This window comes from Pseudoalteromonas sp. PSi26 (assembly GCF_054960575.1).
Genome location: NZ_JBHNYT010000005.1, coordinates 128695 through 151962, shown reverse-complemented (window position 1 = coordinate 151962; position 23268 = coordinate 128695). Strand labels below are relative to the sequence as shown.

20 protein-coding genes and 1 pseudogene are annotated in these 23268 nt (G+C 39.3%); 9 read left to right on the top strand and 12 right to left on the bottom strand.

The genetic code is table 11. From position 1 onward, the window contains the following. The first annotated feature begins 81 nt into the window (after positions 1–81). Positions 82–249, top strand: a complete 168-nt coding sequence (locus ACFI34_RS07250; RefSeq protein WP_462672964.1) for a hypothetical protein — start codon at positions 82–84, stop codon at positions 247–249. 104 nt (positions 250–353) lie between these two features. After that, complete coding sequence (locus ACFI34_RS07245; protein ID WP_462672963.1) at positions 354–1244, top strand: dienelactone hydrolase family protein; 891 nt, start codon at positions 354–356, stop codon at positions 1242–1244. A gap of 79 nt (positions 1245–1323) precedes the next feature. Here ACFI34_RS07245 and rhlP read toward each other — a convergent pair whose 3' ends face one another. The 8 genes from rhlP to dapB all read right to left on the bottom strand — a co-directional run bounded on the left by rhlP (position 1324) and on the right by dapB (position 10616). Next, positions 1324–2154, bottom strand: coding sequence for a rhombotarget lipoprotein (rhlP, locus tag ACFI34_RS07240; RefSeq protein ID WP_462672962.1), 831 nt, complete (start codon positions 2152–2154; stop codon positions 1324–1326). Positions 2155–2166: 12 nt separating this feature from the next. After that, the gene (locus ACFI34_RS07235; protein WP_008132086.1) at positions 2167–2511 is read right to left on the bottom strand and encodes a VOC family protein; all 345 of its coding nucleotides are present in this window, start codon (positions 2509–2511) and stop codon (positions 2167–2169) included. 300 nt (positions 2512–2811) lie between these two features. Further along, the gene (locus ACFI34_RS07230; protein ID WP_462672961.1) at positions 2812–3261 is read right to left on the bottom strand and encodes a hypothetical protein; all 450 of its coding nucleotides are present in this window, start codon (positions 3259–3261) and stop codon (positions 2812–2814) included. A 123-nt stretch (positions 3262–3384) separates the two neighbouring features. Further along, positions 3385–4428, bottom strand: a complete 1044-nt coding sequence (locus ACFI34_RS07225; protein ID WP_462672960.1) for a S66 family peptidase — start codon at positions 4426–4428, stop codon at positions 3385–3387. A gap of 132 nt (positions 4429–4560) precedes the next feature. After that, a complete protein-coding gene (gene greA / locus ACFI34_RS07220) occupies positions 4561–5037 on the bottom strand; it encodes a transcription elongation factor GreA (protein ID WP_006792433.1) in 477 nt (158 codons plus the stop codon). A 47-nt stretch (positions 5038–5084) separates the two neighbouring features. Further along, on the bottom strand, positions 5085–8303 hold the full coding sequence (gene carB, locus ACFI34_RS07215; RefSeq protein ID WP_006792432.1) for a carbamoyl-phosphate synthase large subunit: 3219 nt from the start codon (positions 8301–8303) through the stop codon (positions 5085–5087). 16 nt (positions 8304–8319) lie between these two features. Continuing rightward, a complete protein-coding gene (gene carA / locus ACFI34_RS07210; protein ID WP_006792431.1) occupies positions 8320–9456 on the bottom strand; it encodes a glutamine-hydrolyzing carbamoyl-phosphate synthase small subunit in 1137 nt (378 codons plus the stop codon). A 362-nt stretch (positions 9457–9818) separates the two neighbouring features. Further along, on the bottom strand, positions 9819–10616 hold the full coding sequence (gene dapB / locus ACFI34_RS07205) for a 4-hydroxy-tetrahydrodipicolinate reductase (RefSeq protein WP_462672959.1): 798 nt from the start codon (positions 10614–10616) through the stop codon (positions 9819–9821). Between the two features lie 348 nt (positions 10617–10964). Here dapB and ACFI34_RS07200 point away from each other — a divergent pair, with 348 nt between their 5' ends. From ACFI34_RS07200 to ACFI34_RS07190, 3 genes and pseudogenes are all read left to right on the top strand, one after another. Next, positions 10965–12278, top strand: coding sequence for a Na+/H+ antiporter NhaC family protein (locus tag ACFI34_RS07200; protein WP_462672958.1), 1314 nt, complete (start codon positions 10965–10967; stop codon positions 12276–12278). A gap of 120 nt (positions 12279–12398) precedes the next feature. Next, positions 12399–13187 (top strand): nucleoside-binding protein, encoded by a 789-nt coding sequence (locus ACFI34_RS07195; protein WP_462672957.1) that lies wholly within the window; start codon positions 12399–12401, stop codon positions 13185–13187. Between the two features lie 152 nt (positions 13188–13339). Beyond that, positions 13340–14355 (top strand): annotated as a pseudogene (locus tag ACFI34_RS07190) (alpha/beta fold hydrolase). 109 nt (positions 14356–14464) lie between these two features. Here ACFI34_RS07190 and ACFI34_RS07185 read toward each other — a convergent pair. Next, positions 14465–15262: a M48 family metalloprotease gene (locus ACFI34_RS07185; RefSeq protein ID WP_462672956.1), complete on the bottom strand. Its 798-nt coding sequence runs from the start codon at positions 15260–15262 to the stop codon at positions 14465–14467. A 180-nt stretch (positions 15263–15442) separates the two neighbouring features. Here ACFI34_RS07185 and ACFI34_RS07180 point away from each other — a divergent pair, with 180 nt between their 5' ends. Further along, the gene (locus ACFI34_RS07180; protein WP_462672955.1) at positions 15443–16645 is read left to right on the top strand and encodes a multidrug effflux MFS transporter; all 1203 of its coding nucleotides are present in this window, start codon (positions 15443–15445) and stop codon (positions 16643–16645) included. A 28-nt stretch (positions 16646–16673) separates the two neighbouring features. On the opposite strand, the gene grpE is transcribed toward ACFI34_RS07180, so the two are convergent. Both grpE and ACFI34_RS07170 read right to left on the bottom strand, forming a co-directional pair. Further along, positions 16674–17282 (bottom strand): nucleotide exchange factor GrpE, encoded by a 609-nt coding sequence (grpE, locus tag ACFI34_RS07175; RefSeq protein WP_462672954.1) that lies wholly within the window; start codon positions 17280–17282, stop codon positions 16674–16676. A gap of 58 nt (positions 17283–17340) precedes the next feature. After that, positions 17341–18306 carry an HrcA family transcriptional regulator gene (locus ACFI34_RS07170; RefSeq protein ID WP_006792423.1) on the bottom strand — a complete coding sequence of 322 codons (966 nt, stop codon included), beginning with the start codon at positions 18304–18306 and terminating at the stop codon, positions 17341–17343. Positions 18307–18481: 175 nt separating this feature from the next. Between ACFI34_RS07170 and nadK the strand changes: the two genes are divergently transcribed. From nadK to recN, 3 genes are all read left to right on the top strand, one after another. Next, the gene (gene nadK / locus ACFI34_RS07165; RefSeq protein WP_462672953.1) at positions 18482–19366 is read left to right on the top strand and encodes an NAD(+) kinase; all 885 of its coding nucleotides are present in this window, start codon (positions 18482–18484) and stop codon (positions 19364–19366) included. Between the two features lie 77 nt (positions 19367–19443). Next, complete coding sequence (locus ACFI34_RS07160) at positions 19444–20001, top strand: hypothetical protein (protein ID WP_462672952.1); 558 nt, start codon at positions 19444–19446, stop codon at positions 19999–20001. Positions 20002–20076: 75 nt separating this feature from the next. Further along, positions 20077–21756, top strand: coding sequence for a DNA repair protein RecN (recN, locus tag ACFI34_RS07155; RefSeq protein ID WP_462672951.1), 1680 nt, complete (start codon positions 20077–20079; stop codon positions 21754–21756). A gap of 377 nt (positions 21757–22133) precedes the next feature. Here the strand turns inward: recN and ACFI34_RS07150 are convergent, their stop codons facing one another. After that, on the bottom strand, positions 22134–23156 hold the full coding sequence (locus ACFI34_RS07150) for a GGDEF domain-containing protein (RefSeq protein ID WP_462672950.1): 1023 nt from the start codon (positions 23154–23156) through the stop codon (positions 22134–22136). Positions 23157–23268: the final 112 nt, after the last annotated feature.

Sequence of the window (23268 nt, the reverse complement as noted above, 5' to 3'; positions counted from 1 at the left end):
AAAAATAACCTTCAATTATTTGCTAACTTCCCCTTTTCACTGGTATTTTGACTCTCAGTTTACTTTCTTAAAGGATTAACCATGGGTACATTTCAACTTATTTTATTTATCATATTTGCAGTACTAACCATTGTTGGATACAGAAAAAATAACCGTAATTTAATGTTATTGGGTGCCATTGTTGTAGCGTTTGCCTTTGTAGGATTAGATTTTATGATGGGGGTTGATCATAACCTCTCTGCTTATTAATAGTTAACGGCAAAAATACACTAAATAGTAATATTAGTGCTCGTTTTTTATACCCGATACGTTTAGGTACTTAATATTAAAAAACATAACAGTTAGGGAAAACCATGAATTCACCTCAAATAAATCACATTCCTCAAGAAGCGTTTGATTGGTACGACGAATATGCCCATGGTTTAATGGACCGCCGCACTTTTATGAAAAAGCTAGGTGGCCTTGCAGCACTGGGGATTTCAATGAGTGTGCTCACCAGCGCGCTTTTACCTAACTATGCACTTGCAGAGCAAGTCTCGTTTAACGATGACGATATTAAAGCCACCTACGAGGAATTTGATTCGCCAAACGGGCATGGTAAGGGTAAAGGTTATTTAGCGGTGCCTAGCAAAATTGAAGGTAAACTGCCGGTTGTATTAGTTATTCACGAAAACCGTGGTTTAAACCCTTACATAAAAGACGTAGCAAGGCGCTTAGCCAAAAAAGGTTTTATTGCTTTTGCTCCCGACGCACTTTTCCCGCTTGGTGGCTATCCGGGTAATGATGATGAGGGGCGTGCAATGCAACGCACGATGGACAGAGCTAAAATTCAAAACGACTTTGTAGCCGCCGCTCACTTTTTAAAAGCCCACCCTAGCAGCAACGGCAAATTAGGCGCCGTAGGCTTTTGTTTTGGGGGTTATATTGTTAACTACTTAGCCGCAGTTGATAGTGACTTACTCAGCGCGGGCGTGCCCTTTTATGGCACACCTGCAAGTGAAAGCTTACACAAAAATATAAAAGCCTCTTTAATGATTCAATTAGGTGAACTTGATAAACGCGTTAACGCCACATGGCCTGAGTATGAAAAAAGCTTAAAAGCTAACAATGTTGAGTACACTATGCACATGTACGAAGGTGCTAATCATGGTTTTCATAACGACTCTACTGGGCGTTATGATGAGCAAAAAGCAGAGCTTGCTTGGCAGCGTACCTTAGCGTTTTTTAATGAAAAATTAAGCTAAACACCATAAAAAACGCCGCATAAGTTGAATAATGTGGCGTTTTAAATTTAATTATTTAGCGACTTAGTTATATAGATGTTTAGTTATTTACATATCTGCGCTTTAAAACAAGTAGCGACATAAAAACCAGAATAAACACACTAAACGTCCCGGCACTGCTTGAGCCATCTTTATTCTCTATTTTTGCTATTTTTTCTTCTTTAACCCGCGTTTTAAAGCGTGCTAATTCCGCATCTAAATTTAGGCTCATATCGGTAACCGCTAAATTAAACCCTTCAAGTGACTTTTCATTGAGCGTTTCGTCAATACCAATAGCGGTGGTTCTTTTTTCAAGTTTGCTGATGCCTGGTGCTCTAAAAAGCATTTTTTTACTTTTTATATCAAAAACAGCAGTGTCGACAAAAGTTTGAATCGTATTTTCATTACCCGGAATCACATACATACCTACAATCGTCCAATACAATAATGCGGCGTTATTTTCATAGGTTTGCGTTACTTGATCGTAAGAAACCAATGCCATTACGTCTACATCGTATAGTCGCCCTACTTGTTCAAGCGCTGAAAACCCTTCCCCACCTTTAAGGTACGTACTTGGAATTACTTCTATGCGGTCAATGTAATCGTACTGCAAAAACGATTTTTTAACTCTTTCGAGCAACTCTACCTCATTTTGGCTTTCAATTGCGTTTGCTCGCCAATCTTTAGAAGGCACAAATGAAATGCCCACTGTAACAGGTAATTTTAACACTGGGATTTCTGGTTTATACGCAGCACGGCTATCTTCGTTTGGATAAAGAAAGTCAACCAAACTGCTAGAACGCGTATTTTTACCTGCATTATTACTCACAAGCGCACTACATGAGGTCAGTAAAAAAACCATCAACATGACGAAAAATGTACTTTTTTTCATTATTATTCCTTTTTAATTAAATTCAGTTATGTGCAAAAGCTCGCCCGAAGGTCCCCATAAATAAATCACTTTACCCCACGGCTCTTGTTTTATCCCTTCAAAGCGAATATCAAAGTGAGTTAACTTACTAATAGTGTTAAAAGCTTCGTTTATGTTTAAAACGCACACTTGCAGCATTAAATTTTCAGAAAATTCTTGGTTGTAGTAACGCTGTAAAAAAAGGCTGCATTCACCTGATGTTGCAATACTTAAATCAGCTGATGCCTGCTCAACATTAAAGCCCAGCGCCTGATAAAATGCACACGATTGTTGATAGTTTTTACATGGCACAAACACTCTGATGTCATCTATTTTCATTGTTTTCCTGTTGTTATTTAGGTGCAGCAGAGCTTATTAACTTACTTTTAAAAGCGACTTTAGAGACTAATAAACTTTAAGGGTTGTCCTTGCTAAGAGCCATTTACTATTTGTTGTCTGTATAAATTAGGCTAAAGGCGTAAGCTGGACGCTTAGGCATGGCTCGACTTTTGCTTAGCCCGCTCGGCTGCACACATAGCGCAGTTATTCCACGTCCACTAAATTAAATAAACTCAAGCCATTAAGGTCAACATGCCCTATCGCTTTTACCATCAAGCGGGGTATTAAGCGCTCAATAAATTACACGTAGTTAATATCAATGTTCTCTTTTTCATCTGAATTTAGCAGTAAGTTAAATTGTTGATAAATTTCATCTTTTGAGCCTAAAAGTTGAAAATCGTAACCATTGCCGTTTCCGTCAATAATTATTGATAACCAATTATCACTTATATTAACAATAGAAATTCGCTTAACCTCGATCGACTCTTGATCTGATATAAACTTAAAGCGACTCAAATTTGGCTTTGTGATTTTTATAGTGCCGGCGCTTCTCTTGATTAGATTATGTGGGGAATGTTTAGCTTTATATTCATCGGTAAATCGATACCTAAACGATAAGCATGCAAAAAATAACAGCAAAAAAGAAGCTTCAATTTCATTGTTTACATACCAAATTATAAAAAAAGCGATAAACATAACAACGGCAATAAAAGCAAAGCCGTTTTTATAATGAGCGTCCGTAATTTTCAACTTAGCGATTCCTTTTCAAATATACAATACGTATAAAAACTAATGATTAACTAAAATAAATTAAAGAGCTTAATTTATCCATTACTTTTATATGATTAGCCACCAATAAGAGCGACTTTATAATTAACACAGCTTAGTGCTTAGCAATGCCTCAATCACTTTGCCTTCATTTATCTCTGCGTCAATTGTGCAACGTGCCCCATTAATTAAGTTTAGGTTAGGTGCAATATGCCCTATATCGGCATCAAACAGGACTGGGAAAATACATTTACCAAGTGCTAATTCTATTGCTTGGTAATAATCAATCTGCTTGTGTGGGCTATTAATAACGGCACTGCGGCCAAGTATAATACCGTTTACATCAGTGAGTACGCCATTTAGTTTTAATGCAATGAGACTTCGTGCTACGGCTGTTGGGCTTAACTCTGCGTTTTCTAGAAAGAGCACAAGACCCTCTGGTGCATACTCTTGTTTAAAGCGATGTAAATCAAGGTAAGGCGAGCCAAGCAATAAGCTAAGCGTATCTAAACAACCACCAAAAAGTCGGCCCGTTATTTCTAATTTACGCGCATCTTTGTAATTTAAACATCGCCATTGCGAAGGCTCAGTAAGTTCGAACAACGCATTAGGTTCGCTTGCATAATCAATTAACTTAGTTTGGTATGATGTTGAAGGGACTTGTTCAAATTGCTCGCCTTTTGAGAGTCCTAAAGCGTGAAAAACATTTACACAATTGTGATCAGTTTCATGTGGATGTAGCTGCATTAAGTTTGCAGTATGAAGAGTTGCCCAACCACAACGAGAAGTGAGCACACACGCTAATGTACTAACATCAGAGAACCCCACTAACCACTTGGGTTTAGCCGTTTTCACTATGTTAAAGTCAATATATTGCAAAACGTCTAGGGCAAGCTCTCCACCCCATGGTGGCATTATTGCAGCAATATTATCGTCAATAAGAAATTGCATTAGCTCTAAAGCTTGCTCTTTAGCGCTGATATTTTGCCTTACGCTGTTACCTTCGATGACTTTATACCCTTGCGATTTTAAACCATTTAGCACGGTGTCTAATCGTGTTTGAAAGTGCTTATCAACACCTGAAGAAAACGCACAAATTGCAATATTATCATTAGGTTTAAGTGGCTCAGGAAAATTAATTAAGGACATCAGTACTCTCAATCATTAGGGTATAGTCAACCTAACGTACCCAATAAAGTAAACAAAGTCGAGATTATTAAAGGCATAAAAAAACCGATGTAATTACATCGGCTTTTATGTAAACGCTAAAGTGAGGATATATTAAAGGTACTCAACTTCAATGATTTCGTATTCAACGTCGCCCTTTGGTGTTTTAATGGTGACTGCATCATCCATTTGCTTACCAATCAAACCACGAGCTATAGGTGAGTTAACAGAGATTAAGTTATTTTTAATATCTGCCTCATCATCGCCAACTATTTGGTATTTAACTTCGGCATCAGTTTCTACATTAACAATAGTTACTGTGGTGCCAAAAATAACCTTGCCTGTGTTAGGCATTTTAGTTACGTCGATTATTTGAACATTTGAAAGTTTAGCTTCAATTTCTTGAATACGACCTTCACAAAAACCCTGTTGCTCACGCGCAGCGTGGTACTCAGCGTTTTCTTTTAAGTCACCGTGTTCACGCGCATCAGCAATATCAGCGATGATTTTAGGACGGGTAACTGTTTTTAATTCGTTAAGCTCTTTACGCAGTAAATCTGCGCCACGAACTGTCATCGGAATTGTTTGCATATTTTCTCACTTAACACCAAGGCCTAATTAGGCCTTGGTACATTTCCTTAGTTCAATCGCAGGTGTAGCTCTTGAACTGACGCCACTTTACTGCGGTCATCTGCTTTGTTAGCAGTACAGTTAGCGAATGCCGCGTTCAAGGTAGTCGTATAGTTGGTTTTATTTTGCAATGCACCACGACGTAACACCTTCGAATCTTCGATCGCTTGGCGACCTTCGGTGGTATTAACGATATAGCTGTATTCTTTATTCTTAATGTAATCAAGAATATGTGGACGACCTTCGTAAACTTTGTTCACGCGACGAACGTTAATACCCGCTTCTTCAAGCGCTTTGGCTGTGCCACCTGTTGCGTCTAATTCAAAACCTAACTCAGTCATGATTTTAGCTAATTCAACAATACGTGACTTATCGCTATTACGAACAGATAATAACGCGCGACCACCGCGTGGTAAAGTATTGCTTGCACCTAATTGTGCTTTTGCGAATGCTTCGGCGAAAGTATCACCAACACCCATTACTTCACCTGTTGAGCGCATTTCAGGGCCACGGATAGGGTCTACACCTTGGAACTTAGCAAACGGTAAAACCACTTCTTTAACGCTGTAGTAAGGAGGGATAATTTCTTTAGTAATCCCTTGGCTCGCTAAAGATTGGCCCGCCATACAACGTGCAGCTACTTTTGCAAGTGCAACGCCGGTGGCTTTAGATACAAATGGAACCGTACGCGCAGCACGTGGGTTGACTTCAATTAAATACACTTTGCCATCTTTTACTGCAAACTGTGTATTCATTAAGCCTACAACACCTAGTTCAAGAGCCATATCGGTTACTTGCTTGCGCATTACATCTTGCACTTCTTGCGATAAAGAATGTGCTGGTAATGAACAGGCAGAGTCACCAGAGTGAACACCGGCTTGCTCAATGTGTTCCATAATACCGCCAATGATTACTTGCTCGCCGTCACATATTGCGTCAACGTCAACTTCAATTGCGTTATCTAGGAAGTGGTCTAATAAAACAGGCGCTTCATTTGAGGCTTGAACTGCTTCGGTCATGTAACGACGTAAATCGTCTTCGTCGTATACAATTTCCATTGCACGGCCACCTAATACATATGATGGACGAACAACCAGCGGGAAACCAATTTCAGCTGATTTTAAAATAGCTTCTTCAGTTGATGTAACCGTTGCGTTTTCTGGCTGTAGTAAATCTAAACGCTCAACAAGTTGTTGGAAACGCTCACGGTCTTCTGCACGGTCAATTGCATCTGGCGAAGTACCAATGACTGGCACGCCATTGGCCTCTAGCTCACGGGCTAGTTTAAGTGGTGTTTGTCCACCGTATTGAACAATAACACCCTTTGGCTTTTCAACACGTACAATTTCAAGCACGTCTTCAAGGGTAATTGGCTCAAAGTAAAGTCGGTCAGATGTATCGTAATCGGTAGATACAGTTTCAGGGTTACAGTTAACCATGATGGTTTCGTAACCGTCGTCACGAAGTGCAAGCGCAGCATGTACACAACAGTAATCAAATTCAATACCTTGGCCGATACGGTTAGGACCGCCACCAATAACCATGATTTTATCTTTGTCTGTTGGGTTAGCTTCACACTCTTCATCGTATGATGAATACATGTAAGCGGTGTCTGAACTAAATTCTGCAGCACACGTATCTACACGCTTGTACACTGGCACAATATTTAGTTGATGACGTTTTTTACGAATTTCAGCTTCTGACACACCCGCAATTTCAGCAATACGCGGGTCGGCAAAGCCTTTACGCTTAAGCTTGCGTAAAAAATCTGCATTAAGGCCAGCCATTCCGCCTTCAGCGATTCTTGCCTCATCTTTTAAAATGTCTTCAATTTGAACCAAGAACCAGCGGTTAACTTTAGTTAGCTCGTAAACATCTTCAACGCTCATACCATGACGCATTGCATCTGCAATATACCAAATACGCTCAGCGCCTGGCTCACGTAATTCACGGATGATTTTTTCTTTTGCCTTAGGGTCATCAAGTGCAACAATTGGGTTAAAACCCGTTGCACCTACTTCAAGGCCACGTAATGCTTTGTGTAATGACTCTTGTTGGTTACGACCAATTGCCATTACTTCGCCTACTGATTTCATTTGCGTTGTTAAACGGTCGTTAGCACCGGCAAATTTCTCAAAGTTAAAGCGAGGTATTTTAGTTACAACGTAATCAATTGAAGGCTCAAAAGACGCTGGTGTTTTACCGCCAGTGATATCGTTTTGAAGTTCGTCAAGCGTGTAGCCTACTGCAAGTTTTGCTGCAATTTTAGCAATTGGGAAACCCGTTGCTTTAGAGGCTAGAGCCGATGAGCGTGATACACGTGGGTTCATCTCAATGATAACCATACGGCCATCTTTAGGGTTAATACCAAATTGTACGTTAGAGCCACCGGTTTCAACACCAATTTCACGCAGTACTGCCATAGAGGCATTACGCATAATTTGGTATTCTTTGTCGGTTAACGTTTGCGCTGGTGCAACAGTAATTGAATCACCTGTGTGCACGCCCATTGGGTCAAAGTTTTCAATAGTACAAACAATAATACAGTTGTCTTTTTTGTCACGAACAACTTCTGTTTCGTACTCTTTCCAACCAATCAGTGATTCATCAATTAGTAATTCGTTAGTAGGTGACAGGTCTAAACCACGCTCACAAATTTCTTCAAACTCTTCCATGTTGTAAGCAACACCGCCACCGGTGCCACCCATGGTGAAAGAAGGACGAATGATACACGGTAAGCCTATGCGGCTCATTGTATCTTTAGCTTCTTCCATTGAGTGTGCTATCTCTGCACGAGGACACTCAAGACCAATATTTTTCATTGCAGTGTCAAAGCGTTCGCGGTTTTCGGCTTTGTCTATTGCATCAGCTGTTGCGCCAATTAACTCAACGCCATGCTTAGCCAATACACCGTGCTTGTCTAAATCAAGTGCACAGTTTAATGCTGTTTGGCCGCCCATTGTAGGCAGAACTGCATCTGGCTTTTCTTTTTCGATGATTTTTTCTACTACTTCCCAGTGAATTGGTTCGATGTATGTTGCATCAGCCATTTCTGGGTCGGTCATAATCGTTGCTGGGTTTGAGTTAACAAGAATAACTCTATAGCCTTCTTCTCTAAGTGCTTTACACGCTTGTGCACCAGAGTAGTCAAATTCACAAGCTTGACCAATAACAATTGGGCCTGCGCCTAAGATAAGAATGCTTTTTATGTCGGTACGTTTTGGCATTATTACTCCAGTTAAATTAGTGTTTACGCGCTTGCATCAAATCGATGAAGTGGTCAAATAATGGGGCTGCATCATGCGGACCTGGACTTGCTTCAGGGTGACCCTGAAAACTAAATGCTGGCTTATCTGTACGATGAATACCCTGAAGCGTACCGTCAAACAGTGATTTGTGTGTTGCACGAAGCGTACTTGGTAGGCTTGATTCTTGGGCTGCAAAACCATGGTTTTGCGCTGTGATCATTACTACATCGCGGTCTAGATCTTTAACTGGGTGGTTTCCACCATGATGGCCAAATTTCATTTTTTCTGTTTTAGCACCTGAAGCAAGCGCTAATAACTGGTGACCCAAACAAATACCAAAAATGGGTGTGTCGGTTTCTAAAAATGATTTTATCGCGTCAATTGCATATGTACATGGCTCAGGATCGCCAGGGCCATTAGATAAGAAAATACCATCGGGGTTTAATGCGAGTACGTCAGCAGCACTGGTTTGTGCAGGTACTACGGTAAGTTTACAACCACGGTCAACAAGCATACGTAATATATTACGCTTAACACCGAAGTCATAGGCTACAACATGAAACTTTTCATCAGCGGTATCTAGGGTTTTAAACCCCTCACCTAATGTCCAGCTTGATTCGCGCCACTCAAAATTTTCCTTGGTTGAGACAACTTTTGCTAAATCCATACCTTTTAAGCCTGGGAAGGCTTGCGCGGCTTGTAGCGCTTTTTGTTCGTCTAGTTCGTCACCAGCAATAATACAACCATTTTGAGCGCCTTTGTCGCGCAAAATACGTGTTAACTTTCTGGTGTCGATGTCCGCAATACCTAAAATATTACGTTCTTTCAAGTAATCATCTAACGATTGCTCGTTACGAAAGTTACTTGCTAGCAGTGGCAAATCACGGATCACTAGGCCTTTAGCCCATATTTGATTCGCTTCTTCATCTTCGCTGTTGGTACCCGTATTACCGATATGTGGGTACGTCAAAGTTACGATTTGTTCCGCGTACGAAGGGTCAGTCAAAATTTCTTGATAACCAGTCATAGACGTATTGAATACCACTTCACCGACTGACATGCCGTCAGCGCCGATTGCAGTACCGCGAAACACTGTGCCGTCTTCTAGGACTAACAGAGCGGATTTAGTCAAGTTAAACCTCCTAACAGTAAAAAACGGGAGTAAGCAAATTGCTTATCACCCCGCCAATACCCAGAGGGATCGTCAAAACCAGATTTTGTATGAGATTAAATTGTTTTACGCAGTCTTAAATGAGGCCGATATAACCGCTAAATCTTCAACATTTTTTCTTGCCTAAAACTCTTATCATTCCCACTGAACCCCTGATTTTACTAGCCACTTGGGTATAATTGGAAACACGCATTTAGTAATTTTTGGCAAATTGGCTGTATACTACATGATGTTGAGTTTCAGGTCTAACATTATTTGGTAAATCATAACAAATAAGTGCTTTTAGCTAAAATTAGACCCAAACACCCAAAATAGATACTAAACTACTTTAAATCGAGTACATCTTGCATATCATAAAGTCCTACCGGTTTATTTTGCAACCAGCTTGCAGCTCTTATAGCGCCTAGCGCAAAGGTCATTCTCGAACTTGCTTTGTGTGTTAATTCAAGCCTTTCCCCCATTGCGGCAAAATATGCGGTATGTTCACCTACTATGTCGCCTCCTCTTAGGACTGAATAACCAATTTCGTTTTGAGATTTTTCAGTTTCAATTTGGCTTCGATCGTATACAGCAACCTCTTCGTGGTTCCACCCTTTTGCATCTGCAATCGACTCACCAATTGCCAGAGCCGTGCCCGATGGCGCATCGATTTTATGACGGTGATGCGCTTCAAATATCTCAATATCTAAATCGTCACCGAACTTAGTGGCAGCCGTTTGAACTAAATTTAGTAACACATTTACGCCAACACTGTAGTTACGAGCAAATACAATAGGTATATGTTTAGCAGCATTTTCTAATAATGCCATGTCATCGGCCGTTAAACCTGTTGTGCCAATAACTAAAGGGAGAGATTGTTCAACAGCACGCTTTAAGTGGCTACGCATACCGTCTGGCAGGGTGAAATCAATTAACACATCAACACTTTCGAGTGTATTTTCGTCGCTAAAAGATACGTTTTTATCGGCAGCGCTATTGACTTGGTTTACATTAACTCCAATTAACGATGACCCACTGCGAACATAGGCGCCTGTTAGTTGTGTTTGCTCTTTTATTGTTGCGGCTTCCAATAAAGCTAAACCCATTCTGCCGTTAGCACCAAAAACACCTATTCGAATCATCACTATGCCTTAATTTATTTTTGTTTAAACCGTAAACCGATCGTTTTGTATATATTGAGTGTATATACCGCTCAGTTAACATCAATCACTGAAAGTAACGTACTTAGTAGATTTTATCTAAAAGTCATGTAATAGTCAGTCAACCCTTTAATAAAAGAATAATAACAATACCAGTTTACTTTAGCCATCTATACATTTAAACTTCCTCTTCGCGTCGATTTGGTCTTTGGCTTGCGGGCGCTGCACTGTTCTACTATTTGTTAGCTTTTAACAACGTAGATAGACTTGCTAAATTCAGCTAAAAGAGGAATTTTTGGCTGTGGTAATTAATTGGTTTCGAGGATTATGATGCAGCCATCATTTAATAAAAACAAAGCAATACTTTCTTTACTACCCCTTCTTACATTTGTAGCCCTATTTTTAGGTTCTGGTTTATACCTGCAATCTCAAGGGATTGATTACGCTTTTTATCAACTCCCAGCACCGGTGGCAATATTACCCGCCATTATGCTTGCCTTTATACTTAATAAAGGCACTGTTAATCAATGTGTTGAAACCTTTATAAAAGGGGCTGGGCATAATAATATTATTACTATGTGTTTAATTTACCTGCTTGCTGGTGCTTTTTCTGCAGTGGCCAGTGCAACAGGGGGGGTTGACGCCGTAGTAAATGCAGGTTTATCACTGATACCACCTGCTTTATTACTTCCTGGTTTATTTTTAATTGCCGCGGTTGTATCTACAGCTATGGGCACATCAATGGGCACTATTGGGGCGATTGGCCCAATTGCTTATGCGGTATCGATTAAAACAGGCATAGACCCCGCTCTTATGGCAGGTACTATTGTGTCTGGCGCTATGTTTGGCGATAACTTGTCAATTATTTCAGACACCACAATTGCAGCTACGCGTACTCAAGGCTGTGAAATGAAAGATAAGTTTAAAGAAAACCTTAAAATTGCAGTACCAGCCGCAATTTTAACAATCGGTTTATTGTTTTACCTTACGCCTGCAGCGCAAGTGGTTGAGACACAAGATTACGATATTTGGTTAGTGCTACCTTATGCTTTTATTTTAGTTCTCGCCGTAGCAGGCCTAAATGTATTTGTTGTGTTATTTAGCGGCATTATATTTGCTGCATTAATGGGCTTTACCGGTAGCTACGAAGGGTCTAGCTTTGTAAAAGACATTTATCAAGGCTTTACCGATATGCAGGAAATATTTTTACTCTCTATGTTTATTGGTGGTCTTTCTGAGTTTATTCGCATCAATGGTGGACTTGATTTTATTGCTCAAAAAATTCAAGCCATTACCAAAGTTATTGCAAAATGGCACCGCAAAGTAGCTGACCAGCTTGGTATTGCAGCCCTTGTGATGACAAGTAACGTTTGTATTGCCAATAATACCGTTTCAATTATTGTGGCGGGCCCTATTGCTAAGAAGTTAGCTGACGATGGTCAAATTAGTGGCAAACGCTCTGCAAGCCTACTTGATATTTTTGCTTGTGTAACTCAGGGCTCTTTGCCTTATGGAGCACAAGCACTTTTACTTGGCGCTACGTTTAAAATTAGCCCTTGGGAAGTCTCAACATCGTCTTATTATTGTTTCATTTTAGCATTTACCGCTATAGCAATAATTTGTTTGCGTCGTAATAAAGCTTAAAACCTTTGCCCCCCCTGTTGCAGCTTAAAAACAAGCTGCAACTTATTACTCTACATATTAATCACGTTTGCTATAATGCGCGCCTTCGCGTGTCACTCAAGTTATAGTTAAATACAAATTATGAAATTAAATAAAATACTCTCCTTTTTTACCCTTACATCCATTGCTTTATCGTCTTCTGCTTTTGCCGCTAATTGGAGCAGCACAGCATTACATATTAACAATGGCGACCAAAAAAACCCTTTTACTGAGCAAGAGTCAGATACCACGGTTTACTCAGTTCAACATGCATCGGGTTACGATTACGGCGATAACTTCTTTTTTATCGATTACAGTAAAGACGATAAAACTGACGGCTATCAAGATAGCGATTTTTACGGCGAGTGGTATTCAACCGTCAGCTTATCGGCGCTCAGCGGTGAAAAAATTGGCACCGGTGCGTTATTAGATGTTGGCCTTACTGGCGGTATAAATATTGCTGGCGATGCCAAAATGGTGAAATACCTGCCGGGTGTTAAATTAAACTGGGATGTACCAGGTTTTAACTTCTTTCAAACAATAGTAACAGCCTATATTGACGACAGCGAAGGTGTTGCTAAAGGCGGCGCCCCCATAGAAACAAATAGTTGGATGTTTGATGTAGCTTTTGAATACCCTTTTACTATTGGCTCACAAAAGTTCAGCTTTAAAGGGCACGCAGAATACATTGCAGAACGTGAAGACGAATTTGGAAACGATGTAGAGGCATGGATACTCGCACAACCTATTTTAGTATGGGACATAGGCCATGCCTTTGAAATGAAAGAAAATACGTTGCTACTCGGCATGGAGCTTCAATACTGGCATAACAAGCTAGGTACTGAAGTGACAGAGTCAGTTCCGCAAATACATGTAGAGTGGACCTTTTAAGCAATTACAATGCGTTAAAATCACATAAATTGGAGCCCTATTAAGCGCTCCTTTTTTTATGCCATGAAAGTATTTAATTGAATGGTTGTAATTACTTAGTTATTGTCGTATTTCTTTTAAGCCACATGCTTTACCTTTGAAGCAATAACGAAATGATGTCAATTAAAATGGTGTGTTTTACAGCCTTGTTAGCTTTGACTAATAATACTTTAGCAAGTAGTGAAGTAAATACAGAGTCCCTATCTTACGATGCCCTTTTAAGCAGTTATCAATATGACTTTAAAGTAAATTAATTCAGCGTTGAATCACAAAAGCAGTCTTTAAAGATGGCGTATATTTACCTAAAGCCTACCAAAGAAAAGATGCCTACCGTGACACTCATGCACGGCAAAAATTTTAATGCTGATTATTGGACGACTACAGCGCAGTACTTACAATCGCTTGGCTTTGGTGTATTAATTCCTGATCAAATTGGCTTTGGTAAATCATCTAAACCAACTAACTATCAGTATTCGTTTGCATCGCTTGCCCACCATACACATGCGTTAATGGACTCCCTTAACTTAAAACAAACAATTCTAGTTAGCCATTCTATGGGCGGCATGTTGGCAAGTCGCTTTGCTTTAATGTATCCCAATACAACAACTAAATTGGTTTTGCTTAACCCCATAGGGCTTGAAAACTACTTACATTATGTTGAATACAAAGACACCAACTTCTTTTATAAAAATGAGCTTGCTAAAACGCCCAAGCGCGTAAAAAATATCAGCAAAAAAACTATTACAATGGTAAATGGAACGCTATATATTCAGCATTAACGAACTTTATTACAGGGCAAATACAAGGGCCGGATAAAGCTCACATGGCGTGGGTTAATGCTAAAACATACGATATGATTTTCACTCAACCGGTTATTACTGAATTTAAGGACTTTGCTGTGCCAGTCAAGTTAATTATTGGTACTTGCGATAGAACAGGACCAGGCCGAAACTGGAAAAAAACCGGTGTAGATTATGAGCTTGGTCGATACGATAAGTTGGGCAAAAATGCCGCATCGCTTATCCTCAATGCTAAATTATATGAACTCGATAATTTAGGCCACTTACCACATATAAAAGACTTTGAGCGCTTTAAAACTGTATTTAAAGAGGCACTCGCTACTGAATAACCCACATAACCGACAAAATAAAACCCCTGAAAGTATTTTACATTCAGGGGTTTTATTTTATTAGCGCTTCAACACTATACGCCACTGTTTTATACTGTTAAAAGCTCAACTAAAGTGAGCACCGTGGCCTTTTTCCTTGAGAGTTTGCAGTACTTTGCTCACTTAGTGCTTTTGTCATTTGCGACTGCAAATTTGCAATACGGCTCGTTGGTGCTGGGTGGGTAGACAAAAATTCCGGCGTTGCACCACTGCCCGCTTGGCTCATATTTTGCCAAAGCGTAACCGACTCTTTTGGGTTGAAACCCGCTTTAGCCATTAAATCAAGACCAATGGTGTCGGCCTCAGATTCATGTGAGCGGCTAAACGGTAAAACCACACCATATTGAGCGCCCAAGCCCAGCCCTTGCATAATTTCATTGCGGTATTGCACGTTACCCATTTCTAGCGCAACACTCCCCAATTGCATTCCCGTGCTTAACAATGAACTTTGTGACACACGTTCATTAGAGTGCTCTGCAATTACGTGCCCTACTTCATGTCCTAAAACGGTAGCTACTTGATCTTGATTAGTCGCTATTTTAAGTAATCCAGTGTGAACACCAATGTAACCGCCAGGCAAAGCAAAGGCATTTGCTGAGTCATCTTCAAACACGACCACTTCCCAGTTTTGAGATGCATACTCATTAGGTAAAACGGCAATTACTTTATTGGCAATACAATTTACATATGTAATGGTTTTTGGATCTTTATTAATTGGCTGATTTTTTTTCATGTCAGCAAAACTCGCCGTACCCATTTCACTCATTTGCTGATCTGAATAAAGCGCTATTTGAGTACGCCCTGTTGGCGATGTTTTACACCCTGCTAAAACAGCTGTTGCTATTACTGCCAATACCAATTTTTTCATTGTATTACCTTAAGTCATTTATACTGCAAGTAGCATAGCAAACACAGTGCCAGTTTAAAATCATTGGTTTAAGGTAAGTACTTTGCGGTGAAGTAAGTAACGTTCCGGCTAAACTACGTTTATACATATACAATGCCCTGCTACACTATAGCCCTTGTTTTAGTTACCTTGAGTTTATGTATGGGCGCCTCGTCTACGTCTTTTAATACCCGTATTTTATTGCCTTTATTAGCCAGTATTGTTGCTATTACGCCCCTTGCAATTGATATGTACTTACCCGCAATGTTGGTCATTGCGAATAATTTACAAACAAGTATGCCAAACGTACAAATATCGCTCAGCATTTATTTAGCAGGTTACTCGTTAGGCATGTTGTTTTTTGGCCCAATAGCGGATCAAATTGGCCGCCGAAAACTTGCTAAAATTGGTTTAACGTTATTTGGATTAACCTCTACCGCGTTAGCATTTACAACAGAAATCCATACTTTTTGGGTACTAAGAGCAGTACAAGCCTTTACTGGCGCTGCAGCTACGGTAGTTGTGCCAGGGATAATAAGGCATATTTATCAGCAAAATACGGCAAAAGGTATGTCGTATGTATCGATGATCATGATGGTTGCACCATTAATAGCACCATCTGTGGGCTCATTTATTTTAGGATTTTCGGTTTGGTCCACCATATTTTTAGTATTAGCAGCTTACAGCTTTATAATCCTTGTGTTTGTGCAAATATATTTAATTGATATACCTATTCATACCAGCGAAAAGAAAGGCTTAGCACTCTTTTTTGACAGTTATAAAACTGTTTTGAGTAATACCGATGCACGCGCAGATATTTTAAGCTCAATGTTTGTCTCGTTTGGCTTTTTTTGCTTTTTAACCTCAGTGCCTTTTATTTATTTAGACTTATACAAAGTGTCGGAGCAACTGTTTGGGGTACTATTTGCCTTTAATGTGATGGCATTGATGTTTGGTAACTTTTTAAATACACGCATTGTGCCACGTATCGGTTCACGCAAAATGTTATATATTGGCTTGGTGTGCGGTTTTGTATCAGGGCTATGCCTTTTAACTTTTAGTATTTTGCATTTATCGCTTTACTATATAGTCGCTGCAATCGCACCATTAATGATGAGTTTAGGCGTAACTGCCAGTAATGCCGATTCATTAATACTCATGAAATTTGAAAAAAACACCGGCACAGCTACTGCCGTGATTGGTACGCTTAGGTTTGGCAGCGGTGCCCTAGTAGGCCCTATTCTTGCGGTTATGCATGCTCAAAGCTCTGTGCCATTTTCTAGCCTCATGTTTAGCGCGGTACTACTGACTATATTAGTGCAAATAATTCATTATAAAAAAGACAAAAAAAATGCCTCAATTTGAGGCATTTTTAAAGCGTTAAATAGCTAAATTAAGCGTCAGCCGCTTTTGAAACCATAACCATTGCCGGGCGTAATAAACGTCCATTTAATGTGTAGCCTTTTTGCATTACAGCAAGCACAGTGTTTGGTGTTACATCGTTGCTTGGCTGAATTGACATAGCTTGATGGAACTCTGGGTTAAATTGCTCGCCTTGTGGGTTAACAACTTCAACACCGAATTTAGCAACCGCATCGTTAAAGCTTTTAACTGTCATATCAATACCTTCAAGCAACGGCTTTAACGTTTCGTTTTCTTTATCAGAAAACTCAATAGCACGCTCAAGATTATCAATCACAGGAAGTAATTCGTTAGCAAACTTTTCAAGTGCAAATTTGTGTGCTTTCTCTACATCTTGTGCAGCACGGCGGCGAATGTTGTCAACGTCGGCAGCGGCACGGATCACACCGTCTTTTTGGTCTGCAATAGTTTGCTTAGCAGCTTCTAGTTCTGCGTAAAGCATCGCAATTTCAGCTTCAGGGCTTTGCTCTTCTGCATGTTGTTCCGCGGCATCCACCGCTGCTTCTACATCTGCTTCTATTTGCTCAATTTCTTCGTTTAGTTCTACTTCTTGCTCTGGGTTTTGTGTCTGCTCAGACATAAAATACATGCTCCAATTCTTTTCAATTGCGGTAATTATGGGGATTGAATAAAAAGATTCAAGAGTTCGATGACTCAATTAATTTAAATTCTTGGATTATTTGTTCTATTTGCGCTGATTTTGGGCAGATTATACAAAAGCGGCTTTGGTATTCTTGGTTTTGAAAGTAAGGAACGCTAATGGTTATTAGATCGTTACATTCACTAAACGGAAGTTTTTTTCCGCTGATCACCGAAACACCATTTTTAAATGCCAGAGCATCTTCAACAAAATTTAGAAATGACACGCCTATATTTAGGCTTTGCTCACAATTTATTTTTTTATAAAGGTAGTTTTCGCCCACAACAATACTATTATCTGAACCTAACTTTTGACTTAGCTGCCGTGTCCATTGAGTAAGTGAGTCATGACAGTTTTTAGGCGCTGTGTTTGCCATTGCTTGCATTCTATACAAGCCTTCCATCAATGTTTGTTGACTAAAGACTGTATTTAACCACGTTGCAAACTGATAACGAACCGTATCTGAAGCATCATGTGGTTTATCAATGCAAATATTATGGCTTTGGCCTGCTCGATCTATCAATAAAATAAGCCAATCGGTAGAATCAAAATCAAGTACTTCAACTCTAAATACATGCTGTGAGCTCACTTGCGGTAAACCAACACAACAGCACACCTGATACTTTTGACTCAAGCCATGTGCCAATTCAACTAGCTGTGCTTGTTCTGGCTCCCAGTAACTAGCAATATCTGATAATGGAAAAAACTCATCAAACCAATAATTAAACCCTTCATCTGTAGGTACGCGTCCTGCAGAAGTGTGGGGGGAATACAATAAACCTACTTTCTCAAGACGGGCCATTGCATTACGAACGGTTGCTGAACACACAGCCATGCTTTTTAGCTTAGCAATTTTTGTTGATGGAACCGGCAATCCCTCACCGTTACAGTACATGTTCATTACAGCTGAAAATATTTGCTGATCGCGCGGATTTAATTTCATGATATCTACATCTTGTTGCATGAAAGGTATATCGGGGCATTTGCTGCTATTTCAAGTCATTTCCCCTTTGTAGAACAATATAAAACAAATTTATTTTAAACTAAATTGAATCATACTCATTTAGGTAAAATCTGTATTTTCAAACACTTTGCTTTTGAGTTACTCTACAAACATCAAAACTTTTAGTGTGCAGATTATGAACTCACCTTTCAATACTATTGGCCTTATTGGCAAACCAAACCACCCAAAAGCGGCTGCCACTTTGCAGCGTTTGCATACATTTTTACTGGCACTTGGTTTTGAAGTGATTGTTGAAAAACGCACTGGTGGACAGTTAGTCGATGTCCCCAAAGAAAACCTTGTTAAACTGGTTGATTTGGGCGAACACGCTGACCTTGCAATTGTAGTGGGCGGTGACGGAAATATGTTGGGAGCAGCGCGTGTGCTTGCTCGTTTCAACATTGCTGTAATTGGCGTTAACCGAGGAAACCTTGGTTTTTTAACCGACTTAAACCCTGAAGGTTTTGAAGCTAGCCTCGAACATGTTCTGAGTGGCCAGTTTATAGAAGAAAACCGCTTTTTATTGGAAGTAGAAGTTTATCGTCACAATGAATTAAAAAGTGCCAATTTAGCGGTAAACGAAGCCGTATTACATGCAGATAAAGTGGCTCACATGATTGAGTTTGAGGCATTTATAAATAGCGACTTTGTATTCTCTCAGCGCTCCGATGGCCTAATTGTATCTACGCCAACAGGGTCAACTGCTTACTCACTTTCTGGTGGTGGTCCAATATTAACGCCTGAGTTAAATGCAATATCTTTAGTACCTATGTTTCCGCACACGCTATCAAGTAGGCCATTAGTGGTAGACGCCGATAACGAAGTGAGGCTAAAACTTAGTTTAGACAATACTGACAGCTTGCAAGTCAGCTGCGACAGTCACGTTGTGCTTGCCGTTTTACCCGGTGATGAAGTAGTCATTAAAAAAGCAGATAAAAAATTGCGGTTAATCCATCCAAAAAACTACTCTTATTACAACGTTTTACGTACAAAATTAAATTGGGGTAGTCGTTTATACTAATTTTATTGCTAAAGCATTGTCTTTAGCGCAAAATGCAGTTTATAAAAACAATACTCCAAATTTAGGAACAAATAGCAATGACATATGTCGTATTTTTTGCTTTGCTACTGTTAATTACCCTTTTAGCAACCTACTTAAAAATAGAAAGCAATCGACGCAAAGCAATTGAAGCGCAAAAAAAACAATTCAATGAACGAGTGTCGCAAGTTGGCGGACGTCTAAAGTCAAAATTAAATGAATTAGTAGAGGTGAAAATTCTTCGCCCCAAATACGCACCGCGAATTCAAGCAATAGTGTCTAATTTTTTTGTTGTTCAAAAGCACACGGACGAGAATTTACAAACCCTTGAAGATGTATCTGATTTCTTAATTAGCACACTATCTAACGAATTGACCAAAGCTAATCAAATTGGCAATGGCCAAAGTTTGGAGGAAAACATCCAATATTTTGTGTCTGAACTTCCGCAGCAAGGTATCGCGTATAACAAAACGTTTTACTCAGAGGCATTACCAAACCTTATCGAATTAATAAAAACGAATGACACATCACAACCCATTGATAATAAAGAAAATGAATACTCTTCAGAAAATCAAGACTCAAACAACCAGCTCAATCAACATGCTAATATTGCCTAAATAATCAAAAATTAATTTGCAAAAAAGCTAAACACTGTATAAATTACCAGTTAATTAACTGGATGGATAAACAGTATGTTAGTTGGTTTAGAAATTAAAAATTTTGCGATAGTTAGTAACTTGAGCACTGAATGGCAAAATGGCATGACTGCCATTACCGGTGAAACAGGCGCTGGTAAGTCTATTGCTATTGATGCACTTTCATTATGTCTTGGAGAGCGCGCTGAAGCCTCTGCGGTAAGACCTTCAGCAGACAAAGCCGAGGTATGCGCTCAATTTGATATAAGTGCACTCCCACTCGCTCAAGCATTTTTGGAACAACACTTTCTAACCAGCACTGATAACGATTGCTTACTTAGACGTGTTGTATGCAAGAACGGCAGGAGCAAAAGTTATATTAACGGAAGCTCAGTGACTGCTTCTCAGCTAAAAGAGCTAGGACAGTATTTAATTTCTATACATGGGCAACATGCTCATCAACACCTTTTAAAAGCTGAACATCAATTACAACTGCTTGATGCATACGCTGGCCATCAAGATCTGGTTGTAAAAGTAACTGAAAGTTATAAACAATTTGCCAACCTTCAAAAAGAATTTAAACAGCTTGAACAACAGCAATTACAACAAGCCGCTCAAAAACAACTACTAGAATACCAAGTGGCAGAACTTGACGAATTTGCTTTACAAGACGGCGAGTTTGAACAAATTGAAGCCGAACATTACAAGCTAAGTAATAGCCAAACCATTTTAGAATCATGTCAAAAAGAGCTGCAATACCTATATGAAGGTGAAGAACAAAGCGCGTGTTCTGTTTTACAGCACAGCGCACAACAATTTGCAGATTTAGCACAATATGATGAAAGCTTAGCAAGTGTAGCAGCAATGTTAGAAGAAGCTGCTGTTCAAGTAGAAGAAGCTAGTCGAGAAATTCGCAATTATACGGAACAAATTGATTTAGACCCTGCCCGTTTAACAGAAATAGAAAACAGGTTAAGCGGCGCAATGGACTTAGCTCGTAAGCACCATATAAAACCGCAAGCATTAGTTGAATTTCATCAGTCAATCTCAAAAGAACTCGAGTCAATTAGTAATAATAGTTCGCGTTTGGAGCAACTTGATTCTGAAATAAACGATGCATTGCTTGACTACAAGCAAGCAAGTGAAGCGCTAAGTATTAGCCGCAGAAGTTATGCAAACACCTTAAACAGCTTAATAAGCGAAAGCATGGCAAATTTATCCATGGAAAATGGTGTATTTGAAATATCGCTTACTGAAGATCCTGAACGAGCCCCCAATCTTTTAGGGCATGATAGCGTTTCGTTTTTAGTATCGACCAACCCAGGACAGCCCCTTCAGCCTTTGGCTAAGGTGGCGTCTGGTGGTGAGCTTTCGCGTATTAGCTTAGCTATTCAGGTTATTATTGCCCAAAAAGTAACAACACCAACATTGATATTTGATGAAGTAGACGTAGGTATTTCTGGACCTACAGCCTCTGCTGTTGGAAAGTTATTAAGACAACTTGGTAAATCGACTCAAGTGATCTGTGTTACCCATTTACCGCAGGTTGCAAGTAGTGCGCATCAGCAGTTTTTTGTAGCAAAAGAAATTTCCAAAGGTGAAACCTTTACCAACATGCTGGCACTAACAAAAGACGGTAGAGTAGACGAAATAGCAAGGTTGCTTGGCGGCGACAATATTAGTAAAACAGCAAAAGCAAACGCAAAAGAGTTAATAAAAAGCGCATGTGTAATTTAGATTTAATTAATAACCAAGTAGGGTTTCAATTTTCAGCAAGGCCTTTATATGATTACTAAGACTGCTTTAATTTTTATTATTGTAAGCTGGCTACTGGTTTTAATTAGTATATTGTTAACTTTATTTAGCGGCTATAAACACACACAGTTTAAGAAACACTTATTGAGCTTTTTAAATGTAACGTTATTCGTTCAGCTAATTCTTAGTGTTTACAATTTAATGAGTTACCAGGGTGGTAATTCGAATAATTTAATTTTTAGTTATACATGTGTTTTGCTGACCCAATTACTGTGTAATGTATTTTGTTTTATGAGTTTAAAAAGGCGAATTGCTAAGGTAAAGCCAACACTTGATTCATTCTCAATGGAATAATAAATCTACTCTGAGCAAGTCCTGTTTTTACCTTGCTCTTTAGCTTTATAAAGCAATTCATCTGCGCGTTTGATATCAATGTCTATAGAGTCGCTTTCATGGGATTGAACAACCCCCATACTAATCGTTAAGCTTAAACTCGCAGAAGATGTATTAACCGGAAATTGCTTTAGCGCGGCATGTATTTTATTTGTTATTTCTACGCCCTTTGCATTAAATACATGCGGAATGGCAATCAAAAATTCTTCCCCGCCCCAGCGTGATGCAACGGCATTATTAGGAATATGTTGCTTTAAAATATTAGCTAAGTGTATAAGCGCTTCATCACCAAAACTATGTCCGTACTCGTCGTTAACTTTTTTAAAGTTGTCTACATCGCACAAAATAAGTACAAACGGTGTCTGCTCCTTCGTGAGCGCTAATTTAAATTCTCTAAGCTTATTCATTGTAAAGCGCCGGTTAGGCAATCCGGTTAAAGGGTCAATCGTCGCTAACAATTCATTTTTTTTACTCAGTGCTAATATTTTTTGATTGTATTTTTCCCTTGAGTTTTCATAAAAGCCACTCAACATTGCGACAATAATAAATGAAAATATAACTCGATAGGGAAATTGATCAGGTTGATAGTTATGAATACTAAAGGTATGCGCACAATAAAAAGCTAATATAACCGCTAATAAAAACAAAACAATATCAACGATACCGTGCTTTAAGCCTCTAATTGAAAATGTGACTGGCGAAACTATGAATATCCAAATAGGACCGGTTCCCTGAGCGCCCCCAGTTAAAACAAGGTAAATCATCAATGCATAGAGGTTATAAAGGATAGCACTAGCTGACTTTTCAACGTTCTTATAAACACTAAGCGCCCATGCGTAAATTAGCGAAGAACATATTAAGGTAAAAAATAAAAAATAATCGCTGCTAGTCAATGCAATGCAGCCCATCACCAAGGTTGCTATAAAGCCTATTGATGAGAAGAACCTAACTATCAGTTTTCTTTCTGGATTATTTAAATGTTCATGCATAATAAGCGTGATTTTTCTTATATTATTGAGTTAATTTTCAGCAAAGTTATGACCAATTTTTCTGAGTAACATTCAATACTCCCCTTTTTCAGCAGTTAAATCAAGATTAAAG

Bases quoted from the DNA above. Each gene is read 5' to 3' on its own strand.
- rhlP (WP_462672962.1), bottom strand. From the start codon at position 2,154: ATGAAAAAAAGTACATTTTTCGTCATGTTGATGGTTTTTTTACTGACC.
- ACFI34_RS07235 (WP_008132086.1), bottom strand. From the start codon at position 2,511: ATGAAAATAGATGACATCAGAGTGTTTGTGCCATGTAAAAACTATCAA.
- ACFI34_RS07180 (WP_462672955.1), top strand. From the start codon at position 15,443: ATGGGCGCCTCGTCTACGTCTTTTAATACCCGTATTTTATTGCCTTTA.
- ACFI34_RS07250 (WP_462672964.1), top strand. From the start codon at position 82: ATGGGTACATTTCAACTTATTTTATTTATCATATTTGCAGTACTAACC.
- greA (WP_006792433.1), bottom strand. From the start codon at position 5,037: ATGCAAACAATTCCGATGACAGTTCGTGGCGCAGATTTACTGCGTAAA.
- nadK (WP_462672953.1), top strand. From the start codon at position 18,482: ATGAACTCACCTTTCAATACTATTGGCCTTATTGGCAAACCAAACCAC.
- dapB (WP_462672959.1), bottom strand. From the start codon at position 10,616: ATGATTCGAATAGGTGTTTTTGGTGCTAACGGCAGAATGGGTTTAGCT.
- recN (WP_462672951.1), top strand. From the start codon at position 20,077: ATGTTAGTTGGTTTAGAAATTAAAAATTTTGCGATAGTTAGTAACTTG.
- ACFI34_RS07185 (WP_462672956.1), bottom strand. From the start codon at position 15,262: ATGAAAAAATTGGTATTGGCAGTAATAGCAACAGCTGTTTTAGCAGGG.
- ACFI34_RS07200 (WP_462672958.1), top strand. From the start codon at position 10,965: ATGCAGCCATCATTTAATAAAAACAAAGCAATACTTTCTTTACTACCC.
- carB (WP_006792432.1), bottom strand. From the start codon at position 8,303: ATGCCAAAACGTACCGACATAAAAAGCATTCTTATCTTAGGCGCAGGC.
- ACFI34_RS07225 (WP_462672960.1), bottom strand. From the start codon at position 4,428: ATGTCCTTAATTAATTTTCCTGAGCCACTTAAACCTAATGATAATATT.
- grpE (WP_462672954.1), bottom strand. From the start codon at position 17,282: ATGTCTGAGCAGACACAAAACCCAGAGCAAGAAGTAGAACTAAACGAA.
- ACFI34_RS07160 (WP_462672952.1), top strand. From the start codon at position 19,444: ATGACATATGTCGTATTTTTTGCTTTGCTACTGTTAATTACCCTTTTA.
- ACFI34_RS07170 (WP_006792423.1), bottom strand. From the start codon at position 18,306: ATGCAACAAGATGTAGATATCATGAAATTAAATCCGCGCGATCAGCAA.
- ACFI34_RS07150 (WP_462672950.1), bottom strand. From the start codon at position 23,156: ATGCATGAACATTTAAATAATCCAGAAAGAAAACTGATAGTTAGGTTC.
- ACFI34_RS07245 (WP_462672963.1), top strand. From the start codon at position 354: ATGAATTCACCTCAAATAAATCACATTCCTCAAGAAGCGTTTGATTGG.
- ACFI34_RS07195 (WP_462672957.1), top strand. From the start codon at position 12,399: ATGAAATTAAATAAAATACTCTCCTTTTTTACCCTTACATCCATTGCT.